A 22,823-nucleotide genomic window follows, 5' to 3' on the forward strand; every position below is an offset into this window, starting at 1 on the left:
AACCGCACTGAGAAAACAGGTCTCAGGGCGGCAGCTCATTTCTTTCCGCTCCGGTTCTTCTGATAGATGATATTCAGTCCCTTGAGGAGCAGGTCCCGTTCTACCTTGATCTCCCGCCGGCACAGAGGGATGATAAACTGGGCCATTCCGCCGGTGGCCACCACGGTGGTGGAATAACCCAACTCCTCCTCGACCCGGTCCAGCATCCCGTCGATCATGGCGGCGGCGCCGTACATGACGCCGCTTCGCATACAGTCCACGGTGTTCTTGCCGATAACCCGCCGGGGCTTGTCCAGACTGATGCCGGGCAGCTGGGCGGTGCGGGAGGTCAGCGCCTCCAGAGAGACCCGGACGCCGGGGATGATGCATCCGCCCAGATAGGTGTTGCCTGTTCCCACCACCTCAATGGTGGTGGCGGTACCCAGGTCCAGGAGAGTCAGAGGGGGCTCATACTCCGCCAGAGCGGCCACCGCGATGACGATCCGGTCGCTGCCCACCTGGGAGGGGGTATCCATCTGGATGTTCAGCCCCGTCTTGACGCCGGGGCCCACCACCATGGGCGGCTTGCCGATGACCTTTATCACGCCGGTCCGCACCGAGTTGAACACCGGGGGCACCACCGAGGAGATGATGCAGCCCTCAATATCCTCGGGCTTGGTATCGAACAGGGAGAGGACGTTTTTGATATCCACAGCGTACTGATCCGAGGTCTTGATGCGGTCGGTGGCGACGCGGGCCTCAAAGACGATCTGATTGTCCCGGATGCCGCCAATCACAATGTTGGTATTGCCAATGTCGATGGCTAAGAGCATAGACGTTCACCTTCAGCGGGAAAGGCCCTTCCCTTTCCCTTTTTATTTCTGACTTCCCGCCGCGGAGGTCCGATTCGTCACATGGAGCAGCGCCTTGCCGATGGCGGTGACCAGCACCAGGGCGGCGATGGCTTCCATCACACCGGAGCCGGTGACTGTTGCCATGACCAAACCGTACACGGCAGAGATGGCCACCTGCTTGGCCTGGGCGTACTGCTCAGCCAGCAGAAAATAGATACTGCCCATGACAAAGGCGGTGTTGGTCATGGACCCCACAAAGCCCACCACAGGCAGAGCCACGAAGTCATGGAGCTTCAGCTTCTTCAGCCCAATCCACAGCCAGCCGGCCACCAGGCCAATCATAACGCGGCAACCCACGGCAATCCACAGGGCCTTGACCGCCCCCACCGCGCCGCCGGTGCCCACCGCCACAAAGGGGGAGAAAGCAAAGGACAGCAACGTGGGCGCCACCGTGTTGCTGATGACGGAGCAGACGCCAAAGACGCCGCCCAGAATGCTGCCGGCCAGGGGACCAAACAGGATCGCGCCCAGGATCACGGGGATATGTACGGTGGTAGCCTTGATAATGGGCAGCTGGATCATACCCAGAGGGGTGTTGGCCAGCAGGACCACAATGGCGGCCATCAGCGCTACCCCCACCATCCAGTGGGTGTCATGCTTGCGGGTTTTCATATTCAATTACCTCCTGCTGCCGCTCTCCGCATGGGAGATGCAGCGCAATATTGAAGAGACAGCGTACCTTTGGTCGTCCCCGGTCTCTTATTCGTAGTATTATACAGGAATCAGTGCCGTTTCGCAAGAAAAAATTTTTTGACGGACGCGAAGTGGGAGGGGAACAGTTCCTGTTCTCCCCTGTCCGGCAGAAAAAAACAGGGGCCGTCACCGGCCCCTGTTTGTCCCTGTGTTTCAGTCCTTCTTGTCGTTCTCGTGGAGCTTCTTGCCCACATGGGCCATGACCTGAATCATGGTCAGAGCCGCCAGACGCTCGGTGCAGTTGGTGGGGTCATAGGGAGGAGCCACCTCCACCAGATCCATGGCCACCACCTTGCCGGTCTGGCAGATAGCCTTGAGCATATCCATGCTCTCGTCATAGGTGATGCCGCCGGGCAGCGGGGAGGCCGCGCCGGGGGCCAGAGTCATATCGTAGCCGTCGATGTCGAAGGTGATGTAGTAGGCCTCGGCGTCGGGGATCTGGTCCAGGACATACTGGACGCCCTTCTCGTGGAGCTCCCGGGCGGAGATCAGGCGGCTGCCGTAGGCCCGGGCGTCGTCATAGTCGCTCTTCTTGCCGCTGCCCATGCCCCGCAGGCCGATCTGCACCATATCCCCGATGTGGTCCATCTCGGACATGCGGCGCAGGGGGCTGCCGTTGCCCTGGACCAGGGGGCCCACATGGCTGGTCCAGTCCAGATGGGCGTCAAACTGGATGACGCAGATCTTCTTGCCGTACTCCTCCAGAGCCCGGGCCACGGGGATGCTGATGGAGTGGTCGCCGCCCATGACGATGGGGATGGAGCCGGCCTTGATGATGCGGCGGACCGCCCGCTCGATGCATGTGAAGGAGTACTCTCGGTCGCCCTGGAGCACATCGGCGTCGCCGCAGTCGGCAATGGTGATGGGGGCGGCCAGCATCTGCTCGTCGGCCTCGTAATCGTAGTAGCCCACCGTGCCCCGGCCATACTGGGTAGAGGCCTCACGGATACGGCGGGGGCCCATGCGGGCGCCGCTCAGAAAGCCCACGCCCATATCAAAGGGAACGCCCAGGACGCCGAAGTCAGCCTTCAGCTCATCCAGATCCAGACAGATGGGGTACCGGCCAAAGGAACAAATGCCCGTAATGGGCTGGCTGATCAATTCAGGACGCATATTATATTTCCCCTTTCTGATATCGCAGAAAATCTATTGATTTGGGCGAAGCGTTTCCCGCTCCCGTGCCCTTCCTTACGCCCCAAATTATAAACGCGGCTCTCTTCTTTTTCAACTGAAATCGTAAATCTTGTCTCCCCTCCCGCAAAATAAAAAAAGCCGTTTTTTCCCTCCGACGTAAGAAAATATACCCCTCTGCCCCGTCTCCTCCGGACACAAAAAACGCCCCCCGCTTTTGAAAAAGCGGGGGGCGCAAACTCTTTTACCGCAGATGGGGGTCGTCCTTCAAAACGGAAAGGACCCGGTCCGCCTCGTCGGTGGTATTGTAGCCGTGGATCCCGGTCCGGACGTAGCCGCACCGGAAGGAACAGGCGATCTGATGGTCCCGGAGGTACTGGTAGGTCTCCCGGGTATCGGCCGTCCGGAAGGAGACAATGGTGGAACGGGTCCGGTCGGAGAGGGCGCAGGGCGCCAGCTCCACGCCCAGCTCCCGGAGGGAGTCGATGAAATACCCGCTGACACGCCAGGCCTCCCGGCGGATCTCCCGGCAGCCCACCGTCTCCATCAGCGCCAGGGAGGCGTTGAGTCCGGCGATGCCGGGGGCGTTGGGAAGCCCCGCCTCAAACCGGGCGGTCCCTTCCTTCAGGTCAAGCCGGTACTCCACGGAGTCCACATCCCCCGTCACGCTGTCCGCGCCCACGAAGGCGGGCAGCAGCTGGTCGGCCAGTTCCTTCCGCACATAGAGGAATCCGGTAGAAAAGGGGCCCAGCAGCCACTTGGAGGCCAGACCGGCCAAAAAGTCGATCTTGTACCGCTTCACGTCCATGGGCATCACGCCCAGGGACTGGGCGCAGTCCACCACCAAATAGGCTCCGTGGGTCCGGCACCAATCTCCGATGGCCTCCAGGTCCGCGGCGTATCCGTCGGCGAACTCTACGCTGCTCACCGAGACCGCCCGGGTGCGGGCGTCGGCGTACCGGCCCAGAAGCTCGACGGTCAGGCCGCCCATCTGGTGTGGGACCATCCGGGCCTCCACCCCTTTAGCCGCCTGGAGCCGCATCCAGGGGTACACATTGGAGGCAAACTCCCGGTCACAGAAGATCACGTTGTCCCCCTCCCTCAGCGGAAGGGAACCGGCGGCGGTGTTGATCCCGTAGGCCACGTTTTCCGTGAAGGCGATCTCCTCCGGCTCCGCGCCGATGAGTCGGGCCAGCCGGGCACGGCACTGGGGAAATACCTGCCCGGCATACTGGTAATACTTCATGGGCATAGCCTGACGCAGCTCCATACACTGCTTCATGGCCTCCGTCACTCCGGGGAACACGGGTCCCATGGAGGCGTTGTCAAAAAAGATCCCCCGGTCCGTGGTCTCCCGGAAGGCGCTCCGGAACGTATCCAACCCGCTCACGTCACAGTCACTCCTTATTTGTTACTTGCCCGCGTCGGCCCGGCTCACCCGGCCGTACTGGATCAGGTCGCAGACCTTATAGGCGATCCAGCGCACGCAGACGATCTGGACCGGTGCGGTCACCAGATTCTGCAGGATCCGGGTGGGCAGCAGCAGCAGGAAGCCCTTCCCTGTCAGAAGGGTCAGCCAGTAGGTCTGGAGCAGAATGCTGAGCAGGATGCTCTGCAGGATGATGCAGGCGCTGACCCGGAGGGTGTTGGCGGGCTTGCGATACAGGAACAGGCCGTACATGATGCCGGTGAGCAGGGCGGTGATGGCCATGGGGGGATAGTAGCCATAGGGGCCCAGAATGGCAATCAGAAAATCGCCCATGACGGCGGCGGCGCCGCCCCACAGGGGGCCGTACAGCATGGCGGTGATGACGATGGGCAGGAAGGTAAAGCTGATCTTCACCGTGGGCAGGGAGATGGCCACAAAACGGCCCAGCACCACCTGGATGGCCAGAAGCATTCCGATCACAGTGATCTTTTTCACAGTATTTGACATATTGATTGTCCTCCTATCATTTGCATGTGGTTCTCGTCGATTCCATTCGCCTTGGCGCAATCTCCTCATACGGGACTGCGCGACATACAAAAAACCTCCTTTTATGTCAAGTGGCTACATAAAAGGAGGCGATGAACGGAGGCCGTCTCAAGTTATGCAGCAATGGGATGCGGACTCTGCATCGTTAGCGCGAATGCTATTCGTCCCGCCGACAACTCCCCATTCGGCGGACACTGGTGTTTGACGCGCAGGGTCCTACTCTGCTTATGTCCAATGGCGCTTGGGATTTTGGACACTCCTATCATAACATAAGTTTTTAAAAAAACAAGAACAGAAAGAAACCATAAAGGAAATTTTGCTTTATTTTATTTTGCTTTCCGATCCACCCACTCGGTCTTGAATTTGGAATAGACGATCTTCTGCTCGCTGTACAGCCCGTAATAGCCGGACAGCATATAGGACACCCCGCAGCACAGGGCATACAGGGCCAGACTCTCCCCGCCGAACAGCTCAAAGGCCAGCAGCACGGAGCTGATGGGGCAGTTGGTGGCCCCGCAGAACACCGCGGCCATACCCAGCGCCCCGGAAAAGCCGTGGGGCAGTCCCAGCATGGGCCCCATCCAGGTGCCGAAGGCGCAGCCGGTAAACAGGACGGGGACGATCTCGCCCCCCCGGAAGCCCGCCCCAAGGGTGATGGCGGTAAACAGGATCTTCAGCAAAAACGCCTCGGGAACGGTCTCCCCCGCCAGCATCCGGCGGATCATCAGATCGCCGGCGCCGTTGTAGTCCTGGCTCCCCACCAGGAAGGTCAGCGCCAGGACCAGCAAGCCTCCCACCGCCACCCGGACCAAGGGATTGGGAAAATATTTTCCATAAAGATGGGGCGCGGCGTGCATGGCCTTGCAGAACAAAATGGACACCAGGGCACACAGCACGCCCAGAGCTGCCACCTGGAGCATGGCGGTGGGCGTCAGCGCTGCCGGCGTTCCCGCCTCATAGCCCACAGTGCCATGGAGTCCGCAGAACTGAGCCACCTGCAGGGCGACCAGAGCCGCCGTCACACAGGGCACGATGGCCGCGTAGTACATCACGCCCACGCTGACCACCTCCATGGCAAAGATGGCAGCGGTAAGGGGCGTGCCGAACAGGGCAGAAAAAGCCGCCGCCATGCCGCACATGACCATCAGGCGGCTGTCCTTGGCGTCCAGACGGATCCGGCGGCCGATCCAGGCCGCCAGAGAGCCGCCCAGCTGGAGGGCCGCTCCCTCCCGTCCGGCGGAGCCGCCCACCAGATGGGTGATGATGGTGGACAGGAAAATCAGGGGCGCAGTACGCAGCTTCATGGGCTCCGCCTCCCGCACCGCCACCAGCACCAGGTTGGTCCCCCGGTCCCGCTCCATGCCGCAGACCCGGTAGAGCAGTACAATGGACAGGCCTCCCACCGGCAGCAGCCAGATGATCCAGGGCTTCTCGGTCCGCAGCTCCGTGGCCCAGTCGATCCCATAGTGGAAGGCCACGGCCACCGCTCCCACCACCAGGCCAATACTGCAGGCATACAGGACCCATTTCAAAAAGGAAGCTCCCTCCTGGATGTGTCCGCGGCTTCTATCTGACAAAACCATCTCGTTCTCTCCCCGGTCCGGCCGGTATCAGGGGCCGGTCCTTCTCTTTTCGGAAAATTATATCATAAGGCTTCTGGTTTTGCACCCGTCTTTTTTCTTGAAAAGTACGCTCCCCTCTTGCGGCCCATCGGTTTTTATGCTATCATGCAAGTTGTATTATTTTATTTTTCTACATATTTAAGGGGGAATTTTCTGTGCCTGGGGACCAAATATGGCCCATATTATTCGGCATCAGCTTGTTCTGCAACGCCGCGCTGCTTCTGTGGCGGCCTGTGCTCCGTCTGCTCCACCGGGAGGAGACGGTGTCCGAGGACAACATCATGGCCATGGTGGAGGAGGGCGAGGAGTCCGGCGCCATTCAGAGCAATGAAAAGGAACTGATCGAAAACGTCTTTGAATTTGACACCATGACGGCCCGGGACGTGATGGTCCACCGCACCGACATGGTGACCCTGTCTCTGGACGACGATGAGGAGACGGTGGTTGACACCATCCGCCAGTCCGGCCTGTCCCGGTTCCCGGTGTACCAGGAGGATGTGGACGACATCGTGGGCGTTCTGTCCACCCGGGAATATCTGCTCAACTTCCGGCAGCCCCAGCCCCTCCCCATGAAGGACCTGCTCCGGCCGGCCTACTTCGTGCCGGAGACGGTGCCCGCCGACGTTCTGTTCCGCGACATGCAGGGCAAAAAGACCCATCTGGCCCTGGTGGTGGATGAGTACGGCGGCACCAGCGGTCTGGTCACGCTGGAGGATCTGCTGGAGGAGCTGGTGGGCAACATCTACGACGAGTTCGACCCCCAGGAGGAGCAGGACATCATCCGCCTGGAGGACAACAAGTGGCGTGTCTCCGGCTCCGCCGATCTGGAAGAGCTGTCCGAGGCCGTCGGCTTCCGGCTCCCCGACGAGGAGGAGCGGGACTATGACACCCTGGGCGGTCTGGTTTTCTCCCAGTTGTCCGTCATCCCCGAGGACGGCAGCCGCCCGGTGGTAGAGGCCCTGGGTCTTCGCATCAAGGTGGAAGAACTTTGCGACCGCCGGGTGGAATGGGCTCTGGTGGAAAAGCTGGACTCCGGCGGGGAAAAGAGCAAAACGGAAGAATAAAATCATAATCCCCTCCAACTTAATTTAGCATGAAAAAGGTAGACCATGGTTGTTTTCCATGCGTCTACCTTTATTTTACAGTTTCACACAGCCGGTGATATTCCTTAATGCAAAATACAAAAAGACCGCCCAGCGGCAAAAGCCGCCGGGCGGTCTTGGAGGGTAAAGCGGACAGCCTGTCACGGCGCTTCCCCAGTCTCCCCACCCGCGCAGAACATGGGACGTGCCTCGTCAAACAGGTCCACCATGCCGCAGTAGTTCAAAATCTCATACCTTCGCAGCCACTCCTGCTGCCCGGCGTCCAGCTCCTTCTCCTCCACAAACCGGCCGTCCCCGGTGACAAAGCCCACAGGGGTGATAGCAGGCAGTTCCTGATACATCTGGGCCAGGAAGTTCATATACCCGGTGAGGGGCAGCCCGGCGGTCTGGGCGGTAAGCACGCCCAGGTAGTTGGGACTGATGACCACATTCTGGCGTTCCTCGATATCATAGTTGGCCCAGATGAAGAAGGGGACGGCGTACTGCCGCAACACCTCCTCCGTGGTCCGCTCAGCCAGGGGCTTGCCGTACAGCTCCTCGTAGAACGCATTTTTCAAAGGCGGCTGGTGGTCCCCGAAGAAGACTACCAGAGTCGGCTCCTCACAGCCGCTGTAATAGTTCAGCAGCTCCTCCAGGGCCTTGTCGCTCTCCACTGACAAAGCGAAATACTGCTCCGCCGTGGAGTCCGCCTTTTTCAGCGCGCCAGGCAGCTGAATGGAACGCTCCAGATTGTTCCAGCCCTGGGCATAGCCGCTGTGGTTCTGCATGGTCACGTTGAAGAAGAACGTGCTGTCCTCCCGCTCCGTGCTCTTGAAGATCGTCTGGTAGTCGGACAGGTCGGAGACGTAGTGGCGGATATAGTAACCGTTTTCCACATCCTCCTCGTACATCTGGTGGTCAAAATCCAGGTATTGGTAAGCCAGTACCCGGTTCCAGCCCGAGGACTTATAGGGATGGAAGGCGGTGGTCTCATAGCCCTGGGTCCCGGCCAGGGCGGCCAGGGAGGGCATGCCCTCCTCCACATACAGCTGGTAGGCCACCGTGTGGGGCGGTTGAAACAGGGTGGAAAAGCCGGTGAGGTACTCAAACTCCACGCTGGCTGTGCCGCCGCCGGTGACGGGGGAGTACATCCAGCCCTTGATGGTATTCTCCTCCAGGGAATGGAGGAAGGGCAGCGGGTCCTCCGAGGCTTCAAAGGTATCAAAAACAGAGAAGTCGGCAAAGGACTCGTTCATAATGGCCACGATGTTGACCGGCCTGGTGACGGAGGCGTCTCCTTCCGTGGCGGGGTACTCCTCCATCAGCTCCAATACCGCTTCCTCAGAATAGTCCTTCGGTTTATCCACTGAGCTGTACCGCAGGGCAACGGTGAAGTTCAGCAGAAATCCGTTGCGCTGGGTGACCCACTGCTGGGTGTAAATGTCCAAAGCGGGCAGCATCCCGGTACAGAAGAAGGCGTAGCTATATCCCCCGATGGCCGCCCACAGGATCAGACTCCAGAGCAGCGGGATCTTCGCCCGTTTTCTCTGGGGAACGCACATCCACACCAGAAACAGGTAGGCCACCAGCAGCACCGCCGCCTGGACGATATACTGGTCAAAGGAGTAGTCAAAGCCGCCGGCCACGTTGGCGGCGGTCCGCCAGCCGGAAATGTCAGCCGGGAACAGGATCCGGCCCCGGAACCGCAGAATATAGTGGTTCAGCAGCCCCACCAGGAAGGAGAGGACCGCGGCCAGGGCGGCGGAACGCCGGTTCCGCCCCAACACCAGGCGACAGACGAGGAACAGGCTGTAATACCACACCATGTTCATCAGCACTTGCCAGTCGTCCAGATCCTCGAAAATGTTATTCTGATTTAAGATCTCCACCATCCACAGACAGACCCAGGGTCCCAGCAGAAACACCACACGGGACAGCCATTTGCCCGGATGCTCCCGCATATCGGCCACCAGTCTGGGAAAGGTGTCCTTGTACAAAAGCGCTTTCATTTGTTTCCTCCATGCGGCCCTCGCCGCAATACAATAGCATACCCCCTCAGGAAAAAATTTCAAGAGGGGTGGAAAAATCTTTAAAGACTTTTTAGAATTCCATGGCGTTTTCAAATGATTAGACGTTAACCCTTCGAAAAGGTTGCGCTCACGGCTCTCCTTTTTTCACGATAAGACCTTTCCCACCAGTTCACGGGGACGGCCGCCGGCGCGGGTTTTAGGATGAATATTTTTTTGTATATTCATTTTCTGTCCTCTCTGTCTGCGCACAGTCCCTATTTCCATCTTTCACGGGGATATCAGCGGAATTTTCAAAAATTTTCCGCCCTTTTACCTAAAAAATGCCTGCTTTTCTTTTGTCTTTTGAATATTTATCTATTGACTGTGCATACATCCTTGGAGTATACTCATAGAAAAGCTTCCGGAATCTTTCCGGCAGCACATTGAAAAGGAGATTTTATCATGAAGAAGTTTCTTGCTATGACTATGGCTCTGGCCATGGTCCTCAGCCTGGCCGCCTGCGGCGGCAACGGCGGTTCCAGCTCCAAGGGTTCCGCCTCCAGCGCCGGCACCTCCGCCAGCGCCGGCACCTCCGCCAGCGCCTCCACCTCCGAGCCCGCCGTCCTCCCCACCATCGAAGCGGGCAAGCTGATCATGTCCACCAACGCTTCCTTCCCTCCCTACGAGATGACTGACGACTCCGGCAAGATCATCGGCATCGACGCCGAGATCGCCGAGGCTATCGCCGGCAAGCTGGGCCTGGAGCTGGTCATTGACGACATGGACTTTGACGCCGCTCTGCTGGCCGCTCAGCAGGGCAAGAGCGACATCGTTATGGCTGGCGTCACTGTCAACGAGGACCGTCTGCTGGTCATGGACTTCTCCGACAGCTACGCCACCGGCGTTCAGGTGGTCATCGTCAAGGAGGGCTCCGACGTGACCATGGACAACCTGGGTGAGAAGATGATCGGCGCCCAGCGCGGCACTACCGGTTACATCTACGCCTCCGACACCCCCGAGAACGGCGGTTACGGCGAGGATCACGTCATTGCTTATGACAACGGCGCCACTGCTGTCCAGGCTCTGAAGAACGGCCAGGTGGACTGCGTCATCATCGACAACGCCCCCGCTCAGGAGTATGTGAAGGCCAATCCCGGCCTGGCGATTCTGGACGGCGAGTGGGTCACCGAGGACTACGCCATCGGCGTGGCCAAGGGCAACACCGCTCTGGTGGAGGCCGTCAACGGCGCTCTGGCTGAGCTGACTGCCGACGGCACTGTCCAGGCCATTCTGGACAAGTACATCACCGCCGACTGATCCCCGCATCCATTCACATTCCCGCAAGGGGCGGCCAAAAGCCGCCCCTTTTTATCACATCATCACATAACTAAGGAGAGGTGATCGTCTATGGAGCAGTTGGCCGCCTATTACGAGCTTTGGAAGCCTATGCTTCGGGCCGGCGAGGATCTGTCTTTCTGGCAGGAGTTCTTTGTTTACTTCTATCAGGCCTTTTTGGAAAACAACCGCTGGCTCCAGTATCTGGAGGGCATGGGCACCACCCTGCTGGTCACTGCCATGGCTCTGGTCATCGGTATTGCCCTGGGTCTGATCGTAGCCATGGTCCGTACCGCTTACGACCAGCAGCGGCCCGGCCAGGGCTCGACCCTGACGCGGTATCTCATGTGGCCTGTCAATTTCGTGTGCAAGCTGTATGTCACCATCATCCGGGGCACCCCCATGATGGTCCAGCTGCTCATCATGGGTCTGGTCATCTTTAAGAGCAGCCGCAATTTCACCATGGTAGGCGCTCTGACCCTGGGTATCAACTCGGGCGCCTATGTGGCCGAGATCATCCGTGGCGGCCTTATGTCTCTGGACCCCGGCCAGTCGGAGGCCGGCCGTTCCCTGGGGTTGGGCTACGTGGACACCATGCGCTTTATCGTCATCCCCCAGGCCTTCAAGGCCATTCTCCCCGCCCTGGGCAACGAGTTTATCATCCTGCTGAAGGACACCTCCCTCATCACCGTGATCGGCGGCAAGGAGCTGCTGTACGCAGCCCAGGGCATCTACGGGCGCACCTATGAGCAGATGTTCCCCCTCATCGGCATCGCCTGCATGTATCTGGTGCTGGTCATGATCTTCAGCGCTCTCCAGAGCAAGCTGGAAAGGAGGCTGCGTCAAAGTGATCGACGTTAAAAACCTGTCCAAGTCCTTTGGGGACCATCTGGTCCTGGACGACATCTCCGAGCACATCTACCCCGGCGAGAAGGTGGTAGTAATCGGCCCCTCCGGCTCCGGAAAGTCCACCTTTCTGCGGTGCCTGAATCTGCTGGAACAGCCCACCGCCGGCATTATCACCTTTGAAAACACCGTCATCACCGATCCCAAGGCCAAGATCAACGCCATCCGCCAGCAGATGGGCATGGTGTTTCAGCACTTCAACCTGTTCCCCAACATGACCATCCGGAAGAACATCACCCTGGCTCCGGTACGCACGGGCCTCATGAAGCAGGAAGAGGCGGACGATACCGCCACCGCCCTGCTCCAGCGGGTAGGGCTGGAGGACAAGGCAGACGCCTACCCCAACCAGCTGTCCGGCGGCCAGAAGCAGCGCATTGCCATCGTCCGTGCTCTGGCCATGAAGCCCAAGGTCATGCTCTTTGACGAGCCTACCTCCGCCCTGGACCCTGAAATGGTAGGCGAAGTGCTGGAGGTCATGAAGCAGCTGGCTGACGAGGGCATGACCATGGTGGTAGTCACCCATGAGATGGGCTTCGCCCGGGAGGTGGGCAGCCGGGTGCTGTTCATGGACGGCGGCAAAATCGTGGAGCAGAACACCCCCAAGGAATTCTTCGACCACCCTCAAAACCCCCGCACCCAGCTGTTTCTGTCCAAAGTTCTGTAACTGTTTCCTGCAAGCTCCCCCGTACACTGTGCGGGGGAGCTTTTGTTCAGCAAAGAGCCGGGCACCCGAGGGTGTCCGGCTCTGATCATATATGATACGCTCTATGTACCGCTTAGTAATTTTCGGCCTTCAGGTGGAAGTAGGCCTGGGGATGGGCGCAGACGGGACAGACTTCGGGGGCCTGCTTGCCCACATGGATATGGCCGCAGTTGGCGCACTGCCAGATCATGTCGCCGTCCCGGGAGAAGACGATGCCGCCCTCCACATTGGCCAGCAGCTTCAGATAGCGCTCCTCGTGCTCCTTCTCGATCTTGCCCACTTCCTCAAACAGGTAGGCGATGTGGTCGAAGCCCTCCTCCTTGGCCTCCTTGGCCATGGTGGCGTACATGTCGGTCCACTCGTAATTCTCGCCCTCGGCGGCGGCCTTCAGATTCTCGGGGGTGGTGCCGATGCCCTCCAGCAGCTTGAACCAGATCTTGGCGTGCTCCTTCTCGTTGGCCGCGGTCTCCTCAAAGATATTGGCGATCTGGACATAGCCGTCCTTCTTGGCCTTGGAGGCAAAGTAGGTGTACTTGTTCCGGGCCTGGGACTCACCGGCAAAAGCGGTCCACAGATTCTGTTCGGTCTTGCTTCCCTTCAGTTCAGGCATAATAATTTCCTCACTTTCTTACTTAAATTATTAGGAATTATTCTTGTTAGTGTATTTATAGTATAGCACACCGCTCCCTCTCCTGTCAATGGGTCGGCAAAAAAATCTCCCCTCGGGCGGTCAAGGTGTGCATATGGAACAGACGGCACCGAGGCATGTACCGTCTCCCTTGACAATTGGATGAGCGCCGGTATAATGTGCTTATCCGCAATGATAAAAGCGCAAATTTTGATCAAAAATCGGGCTTGTTTGAAAATAGCAAAAGGCGGCCGCAGTCGGTGCTTTGCTGTTTTTCAAAGACACCTGGTATGACACCATATAGGATGTCGGTCTATAGGGAGGCAACTTATGAAAAACATCACATTTGAATGCTGCTGCGGCTCCGCCGCAGATGCGATCGCTGCCTATCAGGGCGGCGCAAGCCGTGTTGAACTGAACTCCGACCTGTTCCACGGCGGTCTGACGCCCACTCTGGGCGAGCTGCTCACCGTGAAAAAGCATTGTCCAGACCTGAAGGTCCTGTGCATGGTTCGCCCCAGAGAGGGCGGTTTCTGCTACACAGATGTGGAATATGAGACCATCCTGGCCGACGCGAAGCTCTTCCTTGACAACGGGGCTGACGGCATCGTCTTCGGCTTTCTGCATGAGGATGCCACCGTCGACGTGGAACGTACGAAAGAAATTCTGACGGTCATCGGGGACAAGGAATCCGTGTTCCACCGGGCCATTGATGTGGTTCCCGACTGGAAAACGGCGCTGGACATTCTGATGGACCTGGGCGTCACCCGGGTACTGTCCAGCGGCCAGAAGCCCACCGTTCCCGAGGGTATTTTCACCCTCAAGGAGATGATCGAGTATGCCGCCGGACGCATTCAGATCCTGCCCGGCGCCGGTATCACCCCAGAAAACGCCCCCTGGGTCCGGGAGATGACCGGCGCCACCCAGATGCACGCCGCCATGCACCGCACCGTCTATGACCGCAGCACCACCGGCAACCCCGCCATCTATTTTGGCGGCGCTGTCTATCCCCCTGAGGATCGCTATTCTGTCACCCACCCTGACGATATCGCCGCATTCGTAGCCAGTGTAAATCGCGAATAACGATTCGCCCCTCTGCCGTTTTGCGGCAGAGGGGCGAAGTTTTTTATGTGTTGGATCAGACGCGCTTCCAGGTTGCGCCTCCGGGCACGTCGGTGATCTCAATGCCCTGAGCCTTCAGCTCGTCACGGATGCGGTCGGCCTCAGCAAAATTCTTGGCCTTCTTGGCCTCGTACCGCGCCAGGACAAGGGCGTCCACAGCGGGATCTCCCTCCCCGGTGATGGTGTAGCCGCCGGCGGCCTGGGCGGTCTGGGCCTTGGCCTGCTCCTCACGGACCTTGGCGGCCTTCTCCAGCAGAGACAGGGACAGCACCTGGTCAAAGCTGTTCAGGATGGCCAGCTTGGTGGCATCGTTGGTCTTAGCCTTCAACACGTCGTACAGAGCGGTAACGCCCATAGAGGTATTCAGGTCGTTGCCCACCTGCTGCTCAAATTTTTCCTTGAACTCCGCGGCCACGGTCTCGTCCACCGGGCCGTCGCTCTCCTTCAGAGCGGCGATACGCTTGATGAGCTTGTTATAGGCTCCCTGGGCGTTGTCCAGGTTCTCCCAGGAAAAGACCAGACCCTTGCGGTAGTGGGACTGGAGGCAGAAGAAGCGGTAGGCCAGGGGATCGTAGCCCTTCTCCTCCAGCAGGGAGACAGTCAAAAACTCTCCCTTGGACTTGGACATCTTGCCGGAGTTGGTGTTCAGGTGGTGGACATGGAACCACTGCTTGCACCAGGGATGGCCCAGGTATGACTCGGACTGGGCGATCTCGTTGGTGTGGTGGGGGAAGGCGTTGTCGATGCCGCCGCAGTGGAGGTCCAGGTACTCGCCGTTGTATTTCAGGGAGATGCCGGAGCACTCGATGTGCCAGCCGGGATAGCCCACGCCCCAGGGGGAGTCCCACTTCAGAGCCTGGTCCTCAAACTTGGACTTGGTGAACCAGAGGACGAAGTCGTTTTTGTTGCGCTTGTTGGTGTCCTCCTCCACGCCTTCCCGGACACCCACGGCCAGATCCTCCTCGTCGTGGTCGTTGAAGACGTAGTAGCGGCCCAGCTTGGAGGTGTCGAAGTAGACGTTGCCCCCGGCCACATAGGCATAGCCCTTGTCCAGCAGTCCGGAGACGATCTTGATATAGTCGTCGATGCGGTTGGTGGCGGGTTCAACCACGTCGGGGCGCTTGATATTCAGCTTCTCGCAGTCGGCGAAGAAGGCGTCGGTATAGTACTGGGCGATCTCCATGACGGTCTTGTGCTCCCGGCGGGCGCCCTTGAGCATCTTGTCCTCGCCGGTGTCGGCGTCGGAGCTGAGGTGGCCCACGTCGGTAATGTTCATGACACGGTTCACGTCATAGCCGGACCAGCGGAGGAATTTCTCCAGCACGTCCTCCATGATGTAGGAACGCAGGTTGCCGATGTGGGCAAAGTGGTACACCGTGGGGCCGCAGGTGTACATCTCCACATGGCCGGGGGTATGGGTCGTGAACTCTTCCTTTTTATGGGTGGCGGAATTGTATAACAGCATGGTCGTTTCTCCTTCTGCAAATATTTTCTGTTTGTTCTGAGACAGCCGGACTTTGGCAAGGCCCCCTCACGTTTCGCTCTGCTCTTCCAGCCGTCTTTCCAGTTCTTCTACCCGCGCGGCCAGAGTGGCCAGCTTTTCCAGGGTAGGATTGTTCACGCTGGTCTGGTCCACATCGTCGGCGTAGTGGGTGACCCGGCCGGCAATCCGGACGATCTGGGCGGGAATGCCCACGGCGGTGGCGTTCTCCGGCACCTCGCTGAGCACCACGGAGTTGGCGGCGATACGGGCGCCGTCCCCCACCTTGAAGGGGCCCAGAATCTTGGCGCCGCAGCCGATGAGCACATTATTGCCGATGGTGGGATGTCGCTTGCCCTGGTCCTTGCCGGTGCCTCCCAGGGTCACACCATGGTAGAGCAGCACGTCATCCCCCACCTCGGCAGTCTCACCGATGACGATGCCCATACCGTGGTCAATGACGAAGCGGCGGCCGATCTTGGCGCCGGGGTGGATCTCGATCCCGGTCCAGAACCGGCTCCACTGGGAGACGAACCGGGCCAGAAACCGCCAGTTATGACAGTATAGCCAGTGGGCCAGGCGGTGATACAGGGTGGCGTGGACCCCTTGGTACAGCAAAAAGATCTCCAGCTTGGACCGGGCCGCCGGGTCCCGGCGCTGGTATGCCTCCAGCGTCTCATTCAGAGCTTTGAACATGGGCTTTCTCCTCCACACTTCATGGTCGCAGACAAACAAAAAAGCCTCTCACGCCCGTCTCGGGCATAAGAGGCGACAAAATCGCGGTTCCACTCTCATTTCTCACTGTTCCGGCCGCTATCGGGGCCGAACCGGGGGCCATTACGCCCCGCGCTCCCGGACGCACTTCACGCTCCGCCGCGGCAGGCCCCCTTTCAGCCGGTGAAGGGCCCTCTCTGTTCGTTGGCTCAACGCTACTCTTTCCGTTCCTCGCGCTGGTTACAGCTCATTATATTATCATCTCCCCCCGCCGGTGTCAAGTCCAGCGGCGCTTTTCCTCACCATTTTTCTCGGCTTTCTCCCTATATTCCCTCGTCTCCCGGTCCTTTCGGACCGCAAAAGGCCCCGGCGCTCCTTTCAGCGCCGGGGCCCTATGACATCTTCTTCCGTCCTCAGCACAGGCCCAGGATATGACGGACCTCGCCGATCATATAGAGGGAGCCGCAGATGCACACGACATCCTCCGGTGAGGCCAGCTCAAGAACGGTCTCCACGCCCTGCCGGGTGGAGTCGCAGGGGACGGCCCGCTGTCCCTTCTCTTCCATATAAGCGGCCAGATCCTGGGCAGTCATGGCCCGGGGGCTGTCCGGTGTGATGGTGACAAAGCCCTTGGCCAGAGGGATGATCTGCTCAAACATGGCGCCATAGTCCTTGTCCGCCAGCACGCCGGTCAAAAACCAGATCTTCCGGTCCGGATACAGCTGTCTCAGACTCTGGCTCAAGGCCTCCATACACTGGGGGTTGTGGCCGCCGTCCAGAATCACGTCGGGGTCCCGGCGCACCAGTTCCATCCGGGCGGGCCAAACAGCCCGATCCAGGCCCCGCTTCAAGGCCTCATCCGGGATGGTCCAGCCCCGTGCTCTCAAGGCCTTGACGATGTCGATGGCCACGGTGGCGTTGAAGGTCTGATAATCGCCCAGCAGACTGATGCGGAAGGGGCCCTCGCCCCGGTAGCGAAACACCTGGCCCTCCCGGCCGGAGGACAGGATCTCCAGGGTATCCGGTGCGGTGACGGTGAGGGTGACGCCAGCCTCCCGGCAGGCACGCTCCACCACTTCCTCTACCTCCCGGCTTTGGTGGTAGAGGACCGCGGAACAGCCCGGCTTGATGATCCCGGACTTTTCGGCGGCGATCAGCGCCCGGGTGTTGCCCAGCTCCTGGGTGTGTTCCAAGCCGATGTTGGTAATGACGGCCACTTCAGGGGAGGGGATCACATTGGTGGCGTCCAGGCGGCCGCCCAGGCCCACCTCCAGCACCACAAGGTCGCAGCCCGCCTCCTGGAAATAGAGCATCCCCAAGGCGGTCATCAAATCAAACTCGGTGGCCGTATCCTCCATCTCCCGGCCGGCCTTGATGACCCGCTCTCCGATACGGCCCAGGTCCTGGTCGGGGATGGGCTGTCCGTTGACCTGGAACCGCTCGTGGAAGCGCCACAGGTGGGGCGAGGTGTACAGTCCCGTCTTGAGCCCCGCCCGGGTCAGGACGGAGGCCACCATCGCCGCAGTGGAGCCCTTTCCGTTGGTTCCGGTAATATGGACGAATTTCAGGCTTTTATGGGGGTCTCCCAGCCGCCGCAGCAGCTCCGTGATCCGGGTCAGCCCCGGCGTCCGTCCGGTCCACGCCTCCTGGTGGATGAGTTCAACAGCTTCCTGGCCGGTCATAAGCCGCGCCTCCTTACCATACGTTTTCCTTACTCCAGGGCCAATCCCTGGGTGCGCAAAGCCGCCTCCACCGTGTGGGCGGCCAGCACCGTGGAGGTCACCGCACCCACGCCCCCGGGCACCGGGGTCAGGGCGGCCACCACGGGTTCTACCTCGTCAAAGGCCACGTCTCCGTGGAGCTTTCCGTCCGCCCCCGGGCTGACCCCCACATCGACCACCACCTGGCCGGGACGGACATGCTCCCGGCCAATGAGTCCGGCCTTCCCGGCGGCGGAGATGATGACATCCGCCCCCTGGCACAGTTCCGTCATCCGGGCCGGGTCGGTGAAGATGTTGCACACCGACACCGTGGCTCCCTGGTTCATCAGCAGGATGGCCGTGGGCATTCCCACCGTCATGCCGCTGCCTATCATGGCCACGTTCCGTCCGGTCAGCTCCACCTGGTAGTAGCGCAGCAGCTCCATGCAGGCCGCGGCGGTACAGGGCGGGAATCCAGCCGCCCCCCGGACCATCAGTCCCCCCATAGAGGTACTGGTCATGGAGTCGATATCCTTTTCCGGACACAGGGCTCCCATCACCCCGGAGGTATTCAGCCGGTCAGGCAGGGGGCGGAACAGCAGACAGCCGTGGATACGGCAGTTCCCGCTGATATCCTCCAGGACGCGGATCAGTTCTCCCTCGCTCACGTCCTCCGGCAGCAGGGTACGGATCACCGCGATGCCCAGGGACTGGGCCCGCTTGGTAAAGCCCCGCTCATAGGACAGGTCGGCGGGGCGCTCCCCCACCCGGACAATGGCCACGGTGGGCGTCACCTCCCGGCTGCGCAGCAGAGTCACCCCCGCCCGGATTCGGGCACACAGCGCCTCGGCCACAGGGGCGCCGGCGAGCAGTTGGGCCATGGGAATTCAGCTCCTTTCCAATGGGTCGTCCCGTTTCCGCCGGGACTCAGCGGGTGAAAATCACCGCAGCCATGAGGGCGGCGCCCTCCTCCGTCACCAGCTTCACGGTCTGGCTGGGATCGGCCTGGCGGCACAGCAGGAACTGGCCCTCCTGAGCCTCCACCCCGTCCACCTTGACCGCGCCGGACACACAGTACAGAGCTACGGTGCAGTTGGGGTAGTCCAGAGGCGCGGGGACACTGGCGGTCCAAGTGCAGGCGGAGCCGGGCTCCAGCACCAGGGATTGTGCGCTGCCCTGGGCCTGTCCCTTGCGGAGCATCAGATTGTAGTCAGTACACTTGCCCCAGGACTCCACCGGGGTACCGCCGTCAAAGGAGCACAGGGTCAGCGGGGCCAGAGAGAACCGCTCTCCCTCCCCCACCTTCATGTCCAGTTCGCCGTGCAGCACGGAGATCAGCCGGACATAGTCGGGCAGCGGCGTAAAATCGGAGTGCTCCAGCTCCACCTTAGCGGAGCTGAACCGCCACAAAAAGTCCCGGTCGGCGTACACGGCGCCCTCAGGCGCAATGGCCATCTGGGTGGTGGTCCCGCCGGACCACAGCGTGGTAAGATACTGATCCTGGGTCAAAAGCGTCCATTCCATGGTAGGTTCTCCCTTCCAGCAGTGCCGGCCGGGGGCCGGCTCTTTTTGTATCGTAAATGGGGCTGCGCGCGGCGATCATGATTACATTCCGGAAAAACAGGCAGCACGGACCACTCTTCCGGGATCACGGGCCGACGGTCCGGGGATCAACCGCCGCGCGGCCGGTATAACAGTCGTGATAATAGCAACCGAGGAAGGCCGCCGAAGCGACCTCCCTCGGTCTCGGACAGGCGGGACCTATCCGTCAATGATTTACATAGCAGCCAGAACAGTCTCGTAGATCTTGTCGGCCAGAGGCAGAGCGCGGGCCAGCATGGCCTCGCCCTTGGCGCGGTAATCAGCGGCCAGCTCCTTGTTCTTCAGGCTGCCGATGTTGATGAGCACGTTCAGCCAGGCACCCTGGATGGCAGCGCGCAGGGACAGAGCGGACACGCCCAGGTCGCTGGCGGCGCTGTCGTTGGTCTTGCCCAGCAGCTCGGCGGTCAGCTCCAGAGTCTCGGTGGCCAGCTCCATCATCTCAAAGGGAGTGGCGGTGCAGCCCTCCAGGCCCTTCTGGATGGCGGCGGAGCGGGCGGCCTTCTCCTCGTCGGTAGCCTTGGGCATACCAAACGCGGCGCTGACCACGTTGAAAGCCTCGGTATCACGGTCCATCACGTCCACAAAGCGGGCCTTCAGATCGGTGGCCTTCGCCTGGCTGGCGATGACAAACTCCTGATACTCGGCGTACTTCTCCTTGCTCTTGCCCACGGTGGTCAGACCGCACACCATGGCGGTCAGAGCGGCACCCAGAGCACCCTCCAGAGCAGCGGCGGAGCCGCCGCCGGGAGCGGGAGCGTCGGAAGCCAGCAGGTCAACAAACTCAGAAGTCTGCAGTTCGGCTAATTTCTTCATGTCGTTTTTCTCCTTTTATCTTTCCGGTCTTCGGCTTACTTCATGTCCAGGAGGTGATACTCCATGATCTGGTTGTGGCAGTCGAAGTCACGGGCCTTCAGATAGAACTCGGCGCAGTCGATCATGGCCTTGGCGGGAGTCAGGCCGACGATCTCGCTGTCCACGATGTAGGTGCCGTAGCGCTCGGCCAGAGCCTTGATCTGCTCATAGACCACATACAGGGGGGTGTCCTCATAGTTGACCATGTTCATGGAGACCTGAGCGATGCCGCGGTCCTCCATCATGAAGCCCATGGCCTTGCAGCTGCGGAAGCCGCCGGAGGAACCACGGATGACCTTGGCGATCTTCTTGGCGACCTCAACATCGGAAGTGGCCAGGTTCACGTTGAAAGCGACCAGGGGCATACGGGCGCCGATGGCGGTGATGCCGGCAGTGGGGTGGATCTTCCGCTCGCCGTAGTCGGGAGCCCAGTCAGGCTGCAGCAGCTTCTCGGGCATACCCTCGAACTCGCCCTTGCGGCAGGTAGCCAGGTTGCGGCGCTCGGGACGGGTGGCGGAGTCCTCATACAGGAAGGAGGGGACCTTCAGCTCGTCCCAGATGCGCTGAGCCAGCCGCTTGGTCAGCTCCACGCACTCCTCAACGGTGACGTCCTTGGACTGGGGAACGAAGGGGATGACGTCGGTGGCGCCCATGCGCTTGTGCTCGCCCTTGTGCTTGGTCATGTCGATGCGCTCGGTGGCGACCTTGGTCAGCTGGAAAGCGACCTCCTCGATGGCGTCGATGTTGCCGATCAGGGTGAACACGCAGCGGTTGTGGTTGCCGTCGGTCTGGGCGTCGAACAGGGTGCAGCCGGGGACGCTGTTGGCGGTCTCCACCAGAGCGTTATAGGTGGCCTCGTCCTTCTCCTTGCTGCAGCTAAAATTGGGGATGCATTCTACGAGCTTTGCCATGTTGATTTCCTCCACTTCATAAATTTCATTTGGGGTTTTCGATTCAGTATTTGGGAAAACACAACGAAAACGAAAGGGCAGATTTACTTCTTTTCCTCTGTTATGACTATATCATATCAGCACCGTGCCCGTTTTGCAAGGTCTGGACAAAGGCGTTTTCTTTTTGATATTTAAAAAAATTAAGCAGAATGCCGTTTTCTCCCTTTGTCCGAAAGGGTCTTTTCCCCGTTTCTCCCCTCCAGACCCGCCGCCGGACACCCTTCTGTTAAGCGTTCCAATCCGTGGCTCTGGCCATAGCGATGAACTGTTTTACGCAGCTGGCGTAATAGATGTCGTCGCTCCACACCAGGACGGGGTAAGACTTGGAATGGATGCCCTCGATGGGCTTGGCGTAAATATCAGAATTAGGGTGGGTCCCCACGATGGACCGGGGCAGAAAGCTGACGCCGAACCCCGCCTGGACCATCTGCATGGCCATGGGCGTGTCATAGCACTGGCAGACGATATTGGCGGAAACGCCCTTCCGCTCGCACTCGTTGATCAGATGGTTGCTGTATCCCCACAAATCGTCGCTGCGCAGAAGACACATGGGGACGCCCTTCAGGGCCTGGATGGGAACGGAATTCTCCCCCGGGGCCGGGTCGGTGTCCGCAGTCATGACCAGCTCCAGAGGGTCTTCCCCCAGCACCTTTTCCCGCAGGCCAGAGACCTCTTCCGTCTGGCTTCGGAGGAACAGGACATGGAGCTTTCCCCGGTTCAGATCGTCCAGCAGATCGGTGGGGGCGCCCAGCCGGATATACAGCTCCACCTGAGGATACTGCTCATGGAATTCCCGCAGGTGGTCCATCACCACCGGAATATTGGAATAAATGATGCCGATCTTCAGCTGGCCCCGCACCCCCGCGCCCACATCCCGGACGCTATCCGCCATCATACGCAGATTTTGGAACATCTGCTGGCTCTGCTCATAGAGGCAGCGCCCCGCCTCCGTCAGTTCAATCCCTTTATTATTCCTTAAAAACAGGCACACACCCAGCTCGTCTTCCAGCATGGAAATCTGCCGGCTCACCGGGGGCTGGGCCACATGGAGCTTTCGGGCCGCCATGGAGATGCTTTTGGCTTCCGCCACGGCAGAAAAATACTCTAACTGCTTAAAATTCATAGTATCATATCCCGCTTTTATTTTATAGATTTTATTGCTTATACTTTTTTCGTATAGCAAATATATAATATCGGTACTTTTCATTCTACAGATTTTCGGTTAAAATGCAATATGTAAAGAGAATCATTTATGCCCGGAAAGTAAATTCTCACAAATTTTTTAGAAATGAGGGAACTGCAATGAATGGTGTAAACGAAGCTATGACCATCAAGCTGGACTACGAGTTGCCCGAGTATCCCACTTTTGAGGAGGGTCTTCGCCGCGCTCCCCGCCGCGAGTCCCACCTGAGTGAGGCTGACAAGG

At 59.7% G+C, this 22,823-nt stretch carries 21 protein-coding genes and 1 riboswitch; of the genes, 5 read left to right on the top strand and 16 right to left on the bottom strand.

Annotated features, from left to right (window positions below):
* Positions 1-35: 35 nt before the first annotated feature.
* The 6 genes from I6E39_RS05300 to I6E39_RS05325 form a co-directional block, all read right to left on the bottom strand.
* Positions 36-812 carry a type III pantothenate kinase gene (locus I6E39_RS05300; protein ID WP_235380573.1) on the bottom strand — a complete coding sequence of 259 codons (777 nt, stop codon included), beginning with the start codon at positions 810-812 and terminating at the stop codon, positions 36-38.
* Between the two features lie 42 nt (positions 813-854).
* Complete coding sequence (locus I6E39_RS05305) at positions 855-1,505, bottom strand: ECF transporter S component (RefSeq protein WP_235380574.1); 651 nt, start codon at positions 1,503-1,505, stop codon at positions 855-857.
* A gap of 234 nt (positions 1,506-1,739) precedes the next feature.
* A complete protein-coding gene (locus tag I6E39_RS05310) occupies positions 1,740-2,699 on the bottom strand; it encodes an agmatinase (protein ID WP_235380575.1) in 960 nt (319 codons plus the stop codon).
* Between the two features lie 262 nt (positions 2,700-2,961).
* The gene (locus tag I6E39_RS05315; RefSeq protein WP_235380576.1) at positions 2,962-4,107 is read right to left on the bottom strand and encodes an aminotransferase class V-fold PLP-dependent enzyme; all 1,146 of its coding nucleotides are present in this window, start codon (positions 4,105-4,107) and stop codon (positions 2,962-2,964) included.
* 21 nt (positions 4,108-4,128) lie between these two features.
* Entirely contained in the window at positions 4,129-4,653 is a 525-nt protein-coding gene (locus I6E39_RS05320; RefSeq protein WP_235380577.1) for a folate family ECF transporter S component, read from the bottom strand.
* A 158-nt stretch (positions 4,654-4,811) separates the two neighbouring features.
* A riboswitch (THF riboswitch) is annotated at positions 4,812-4,918 on the bottom strand.
* Positions 4,919-5,018: 100 nt separating this feature from the next.
* Positions 5,019-6,224, bottom strand: coding sequence for a chloride channel protein (locus I6E39_RS05325; protein WP_338127117.1), 1,206 nt, complete (start codon positions 6,222-6,224; stop codon positions 5,019-5,021).
* 245 nt (positions 6,225-6,469) lie between these two features.
* Between I6E39_RS05325 and I6E39_RS05330 the strand changes: the two genes are divergently transcribed.
* A complete protein-coding gene (locus I6E39_RS05330) occupies positions 6,470-7,378 on the top strand; it encodes a hemolysin family protein (protein WP_235380579.1) in 909 nt (302 codons plus the stop codon).
* 179 nt (positions 7,379-7,557) lie between these two features.
* Here I6E39_RS05330 and I6E39_RS05335 read toward each other — a convergent pair whose 3' ends face one another.
* Positions 7,558-9,405, bottom strand: coding sequence for an LTA synthase family protein (locus I6E39_RS05335; RefSeq protein ID WP_235380580.1), 1,848 nt, complete (start codon positions 9,403-9,405; stop codon positions 7,558-7,560).
* Between the two features lie 462 nt (positions 9,406-9,867).
* On the opposite strand from I6E39_RS05335, the gene I6E39_RS05340 reads away from it, so the two are divergent.
* The 3 genes from I6E39_RS05340 (at position 9,868) to I6E39_RS05350 (ending at position 12,310) form a co-directional block, all read left to right on the top strand.
* Positions 9,868-10,722 carry an ABC transporter substrate-binding protein gene (locus I6E39_RS05340; protein WP_235380581.1) on the top strand — a complete coding sequence of 285 codons (855 nt, stop codon included), beginning with the start codon at positions 9,868-9,870 and terminating at the stop codon, positions 10,720-10,722.
* 99 nt (positions 10,723-10,821) lie between these two features.
* A complete protein-coding gene (locus tag I6E39_RS05345) occupies positions 10,822-11,601 on the top strand; it encodes an amino acid ABC transporter permease (protein ID WP_235380594.1) in 780 nt (259 codons plus the stop codon).
* Entirely contained in the window at positions 11,588-12,310 is a 723-nt protein-coding gene (locus I6E39_RS05350; protein ID WP_235380582.1) for an amino acid ABC transporter ATP-binding protein, read from the top strand. Before I6E39_RS05345 ends, I6E39_RS05350 begins: the two co-directional genes overlap by 14 nt.
* 112 nt (positions 12,311-12,422) lie before the next feature.
* Here the strand turns inward: I6E39_RS05350 and rbr are convergent, their stop codons facing one another.
* The gene (gene rbr, locus I6E39_RS05355; RefSeq protein ID WP_235380583.1) at positions 12,423-12,959 is read right to left on the bottom strand and encodes a rubrerythrin; all 537 of its coding nucleotides are present in this window, start codon (positions 12,957-12,959) and stop codon (positions 12,423-12,425) included.
* Between the two features lie 348 nt (positions 12,960-13,307).
* Here rbr and I6E39_RS05360 point away from each other — a divergent pair, with 348 nt between their 5' ends.
* Positions 13,308-14,060 (top strand): copper homeostasis protein CutC, encoded by a 753-nt coding sequence (locus I6E39_RS05360; protein ID WP_235380584.1) that lies wholly within the window; start codon positions 13,308-13,310, stop codon positions 14,058-14,060.
* 55 nt (positions 14,061-14,115) lie between these two features.
* Here the strand turns inward: I6E39_RS05360 and cysS are convergent, their stop codons facing one another.
* From cysS to I6E39_RS05400, 8 genes are all read right to left on the bottom strand, one after another.
* Positions 14,116-15,564 (bottom strand): cysteine--tRNA ligase, encoded by a 1,449-nt coding sequence (gene cysS, locus I6E39_RS05365; RefSeq protein WP_235380585.1) that lies wholly within the window; start codon positions 15,562-15,564, stop codon positions 14,116-14,118.
* Positions 15,565-15,630: 66 nt separating this feature from the next.
* The gene (gene cysE / locus I6E39_RS05370) at positions 15,631-16,275 is read right to left on the bottom strand and encodes a serine O-acetyltransferase (protein ID WP_235380586.1); all 645 of its coding nucleotides are present in this window, start codon (positions 16,273-16,275) and stop codon (positions 15,631-15,633) included.
* A 431-nt stretch (positions 16,276-16,706) separates the two neighbouring features.
* Entirely contained in the window at positions 16,707-17,975 is a 1,269-nt protein-coding gene (locus tag I6E39_RS05375) for a bifunctional folylpolyglutamate synthase/dihydrofolate synthase (RefSeq protein ID WP_235380587.1), read from the bottom strand.
* 29 nt (positions 17,976-18,004) lie between these two features.
* Positions 18,005-18,874, bottom strand: a complete 870-nt coding sequence (locus tag I6E39_RS05380; protein WP_235380588.1) for a bifunctional 5,10-methylenetetrahydrofolate dehydrogenase/5,10-methenyltetrahydrofolate cyclohydrolase — start codon at positions 18,872-18,874, stop codon at positions 18,005-18,007.
* 46 nt (positions 18,875-18,920) lie between these two features.
* Positions 18,921-19,517 (bottom strand): HutD/Ves family protein, encoded by a 597-nt coding sequence (locus I6E39_RS05385; protein WP_235380589.1) that lies wholly within the window; start codon positions 19,515-19,517, stop codon positions 18,921-18,923.
* A gap of 252 nt (positions 19,518-19,769) precedes the next feature.
* Positions 19,770-20,408 carry a cyclodeaminase/cyclohydrolase family protein gene (locus I6E39_RS05390; protein ID WP_235380590.1) on the bottom strand — a complete coding sequence of 213 codons (639 nt, stop codon included), beginning with the start codon at positions 20,406-20,408 and terminating at the stop codon, positions 19,770-19,772.
* 35 nt (positions 20,409-20,443) lie between these two features.
* Positions 20,444-21,358, bottom strand: a complete 915-nt coding sequence (ftcD, locus tag I6E39_RS05395; RefSeq protein WP_235380591.1) for a glutamate formimidoyltransferase — start codon at positions 21,356-21,358, stop codon at positions 20,444-20,446.
* Positions 21,359-21,623: 265 nt separating this feature from the next.
* Positions 21,624-22,520: a LysR family transcriptional regulator gene (locus I6E39_RS05400; protein ID WP_235380592.1), complete on the bottom strand. Its 897-nt coding sequence runs from the start codon at positions 22,518-22,520 to the stop codon at positions 21,624-21,626.
* Positions 22,521-22,823: the final 303 nt, after the last annotated feature.

Origin of the sequence: Pseudoflavonifractor phocaeensis, from assembly GCF_021531375.1 — a bacterium.
In the GTDB taxonomy this organism is placed as follows: domain Bacteria; phylum Bacillota; class Clostridia; order Oscillospirales; family Oscillospiraceae; genus Lawsonibacter; species Lawsonibacter phocaeensis_B.

Bases quoted from the DNA above. Each gene is read 5' to 3' on its own strand.
- I6E39_RS05300 (WP_235380573.1), bottom strand. From the start codon at position 812: ATGCTCTTAGCCATCGACATTGGCAATACCAACATTGTGATTGGCGGC.
- I6E39_RS05305 (WP_235380574.1), bottom strand. From the start codon at position 1,505: ATGAAAACCCGCAAGCATGACACCCACTGGATGGTGGGGGTAGCGCTG.
- I6E39_RS05310 (WP_235380575.1), bottom strand. From the start codon at position 2,699: ATGCGTCCTGAATTGATCAGCCAGCCCATTACGGGCATTTGTTCCTTT.
- I6E39_RS05320 (WP_235380577.1), bottom strand. From the start codon at position 4,653: ATGTCAAATACTGTGAAAAAGATCACTGTGATCGGAATGCTTCTGGCC.
- I6E39_RS05335 (WP_235380580.1), bottom strand. From the start codon at position 9,405: ATGAAAGCGCTTTTGTACAAGGACACCTTTCCCAGACTGGTGGCCGAT.
- I6E39_RS05340 (WP_235380581.1), top strand. From the start codon at position 9,868: ATGAAGAAGTTTCTTGCTATGACTATGGCTCTGGCCATGGTCCTCAGC.
- rbr (WP_235380583.1), bottom strand. From the start codon at position 12,959: ATGCCTGAACTGAAGGGAAGCAAGACCGAACAGAATCTGTGGACCGCT.
- I6E39_RS05360 (WP_235380584.1), top strand. From the start codon at position 13,308: ATGAAAAACATCACATTTGAATGCTGCTGCGGCTCCGCCGCAGATGCG.
- cysS (WP_235380585.1), bottom strand. From the start codon at position 15,564: ATGCTGTTATACAATTCCGCCACCCATAAAAAGGAAGAGTTCACGACC.
- cysE (WP_235380586.1), bottom strand. From the start codon at position 16,275: ATGTTCAAAGCTCTGAATGAGACGCTGGAGGCATACCAGCGCCGGGAC.
- I6E39_RS05375 (WP_235380587.1), bottom strand. From the start codon at position 17,975: ATGACCGGCCAGGAAGCTGTTGAACTCATCCACCAGGAGGCGTGGACC.
- I6E39_RS05380 (WP_235380588.1), bottom strand. From the start codon at position 18,874: ATGGCCCAACTGCTCGCCGGCGCCCCTGTGGCCGAGGCGCTGTGTGCC.
- I6E39_RS05385 (WP_235380589.1), bottom strand. From the start codon at position 19,517: ATGGAATGGACGCTTTTGACCCAGGATCAGTATCTTACCACGCTGTGG.
- I6E39_RS05390 (WP_235380590.1), bottom strand. From the start codon at position 20,408: ATGAAGAAATTAGCCGAACTGCAGACTTCTGAGTTTGTTGACCTGCTG.
- ftcD (WP_235380591.1), bottom strand. From the start codon at position 21,358: ATGGCAAAGCTCGTAGAATGCATCCCCAATTTTAGCTGCAGCAAGGAG.
- I6E39_RS05400 (WP_235380592.1), bottom strand. From the start codon at position 22,520: ATGAATTTTAAGCAGTTAGAGTATTTTTCTGCCGTGGCGGAAGCCAAA.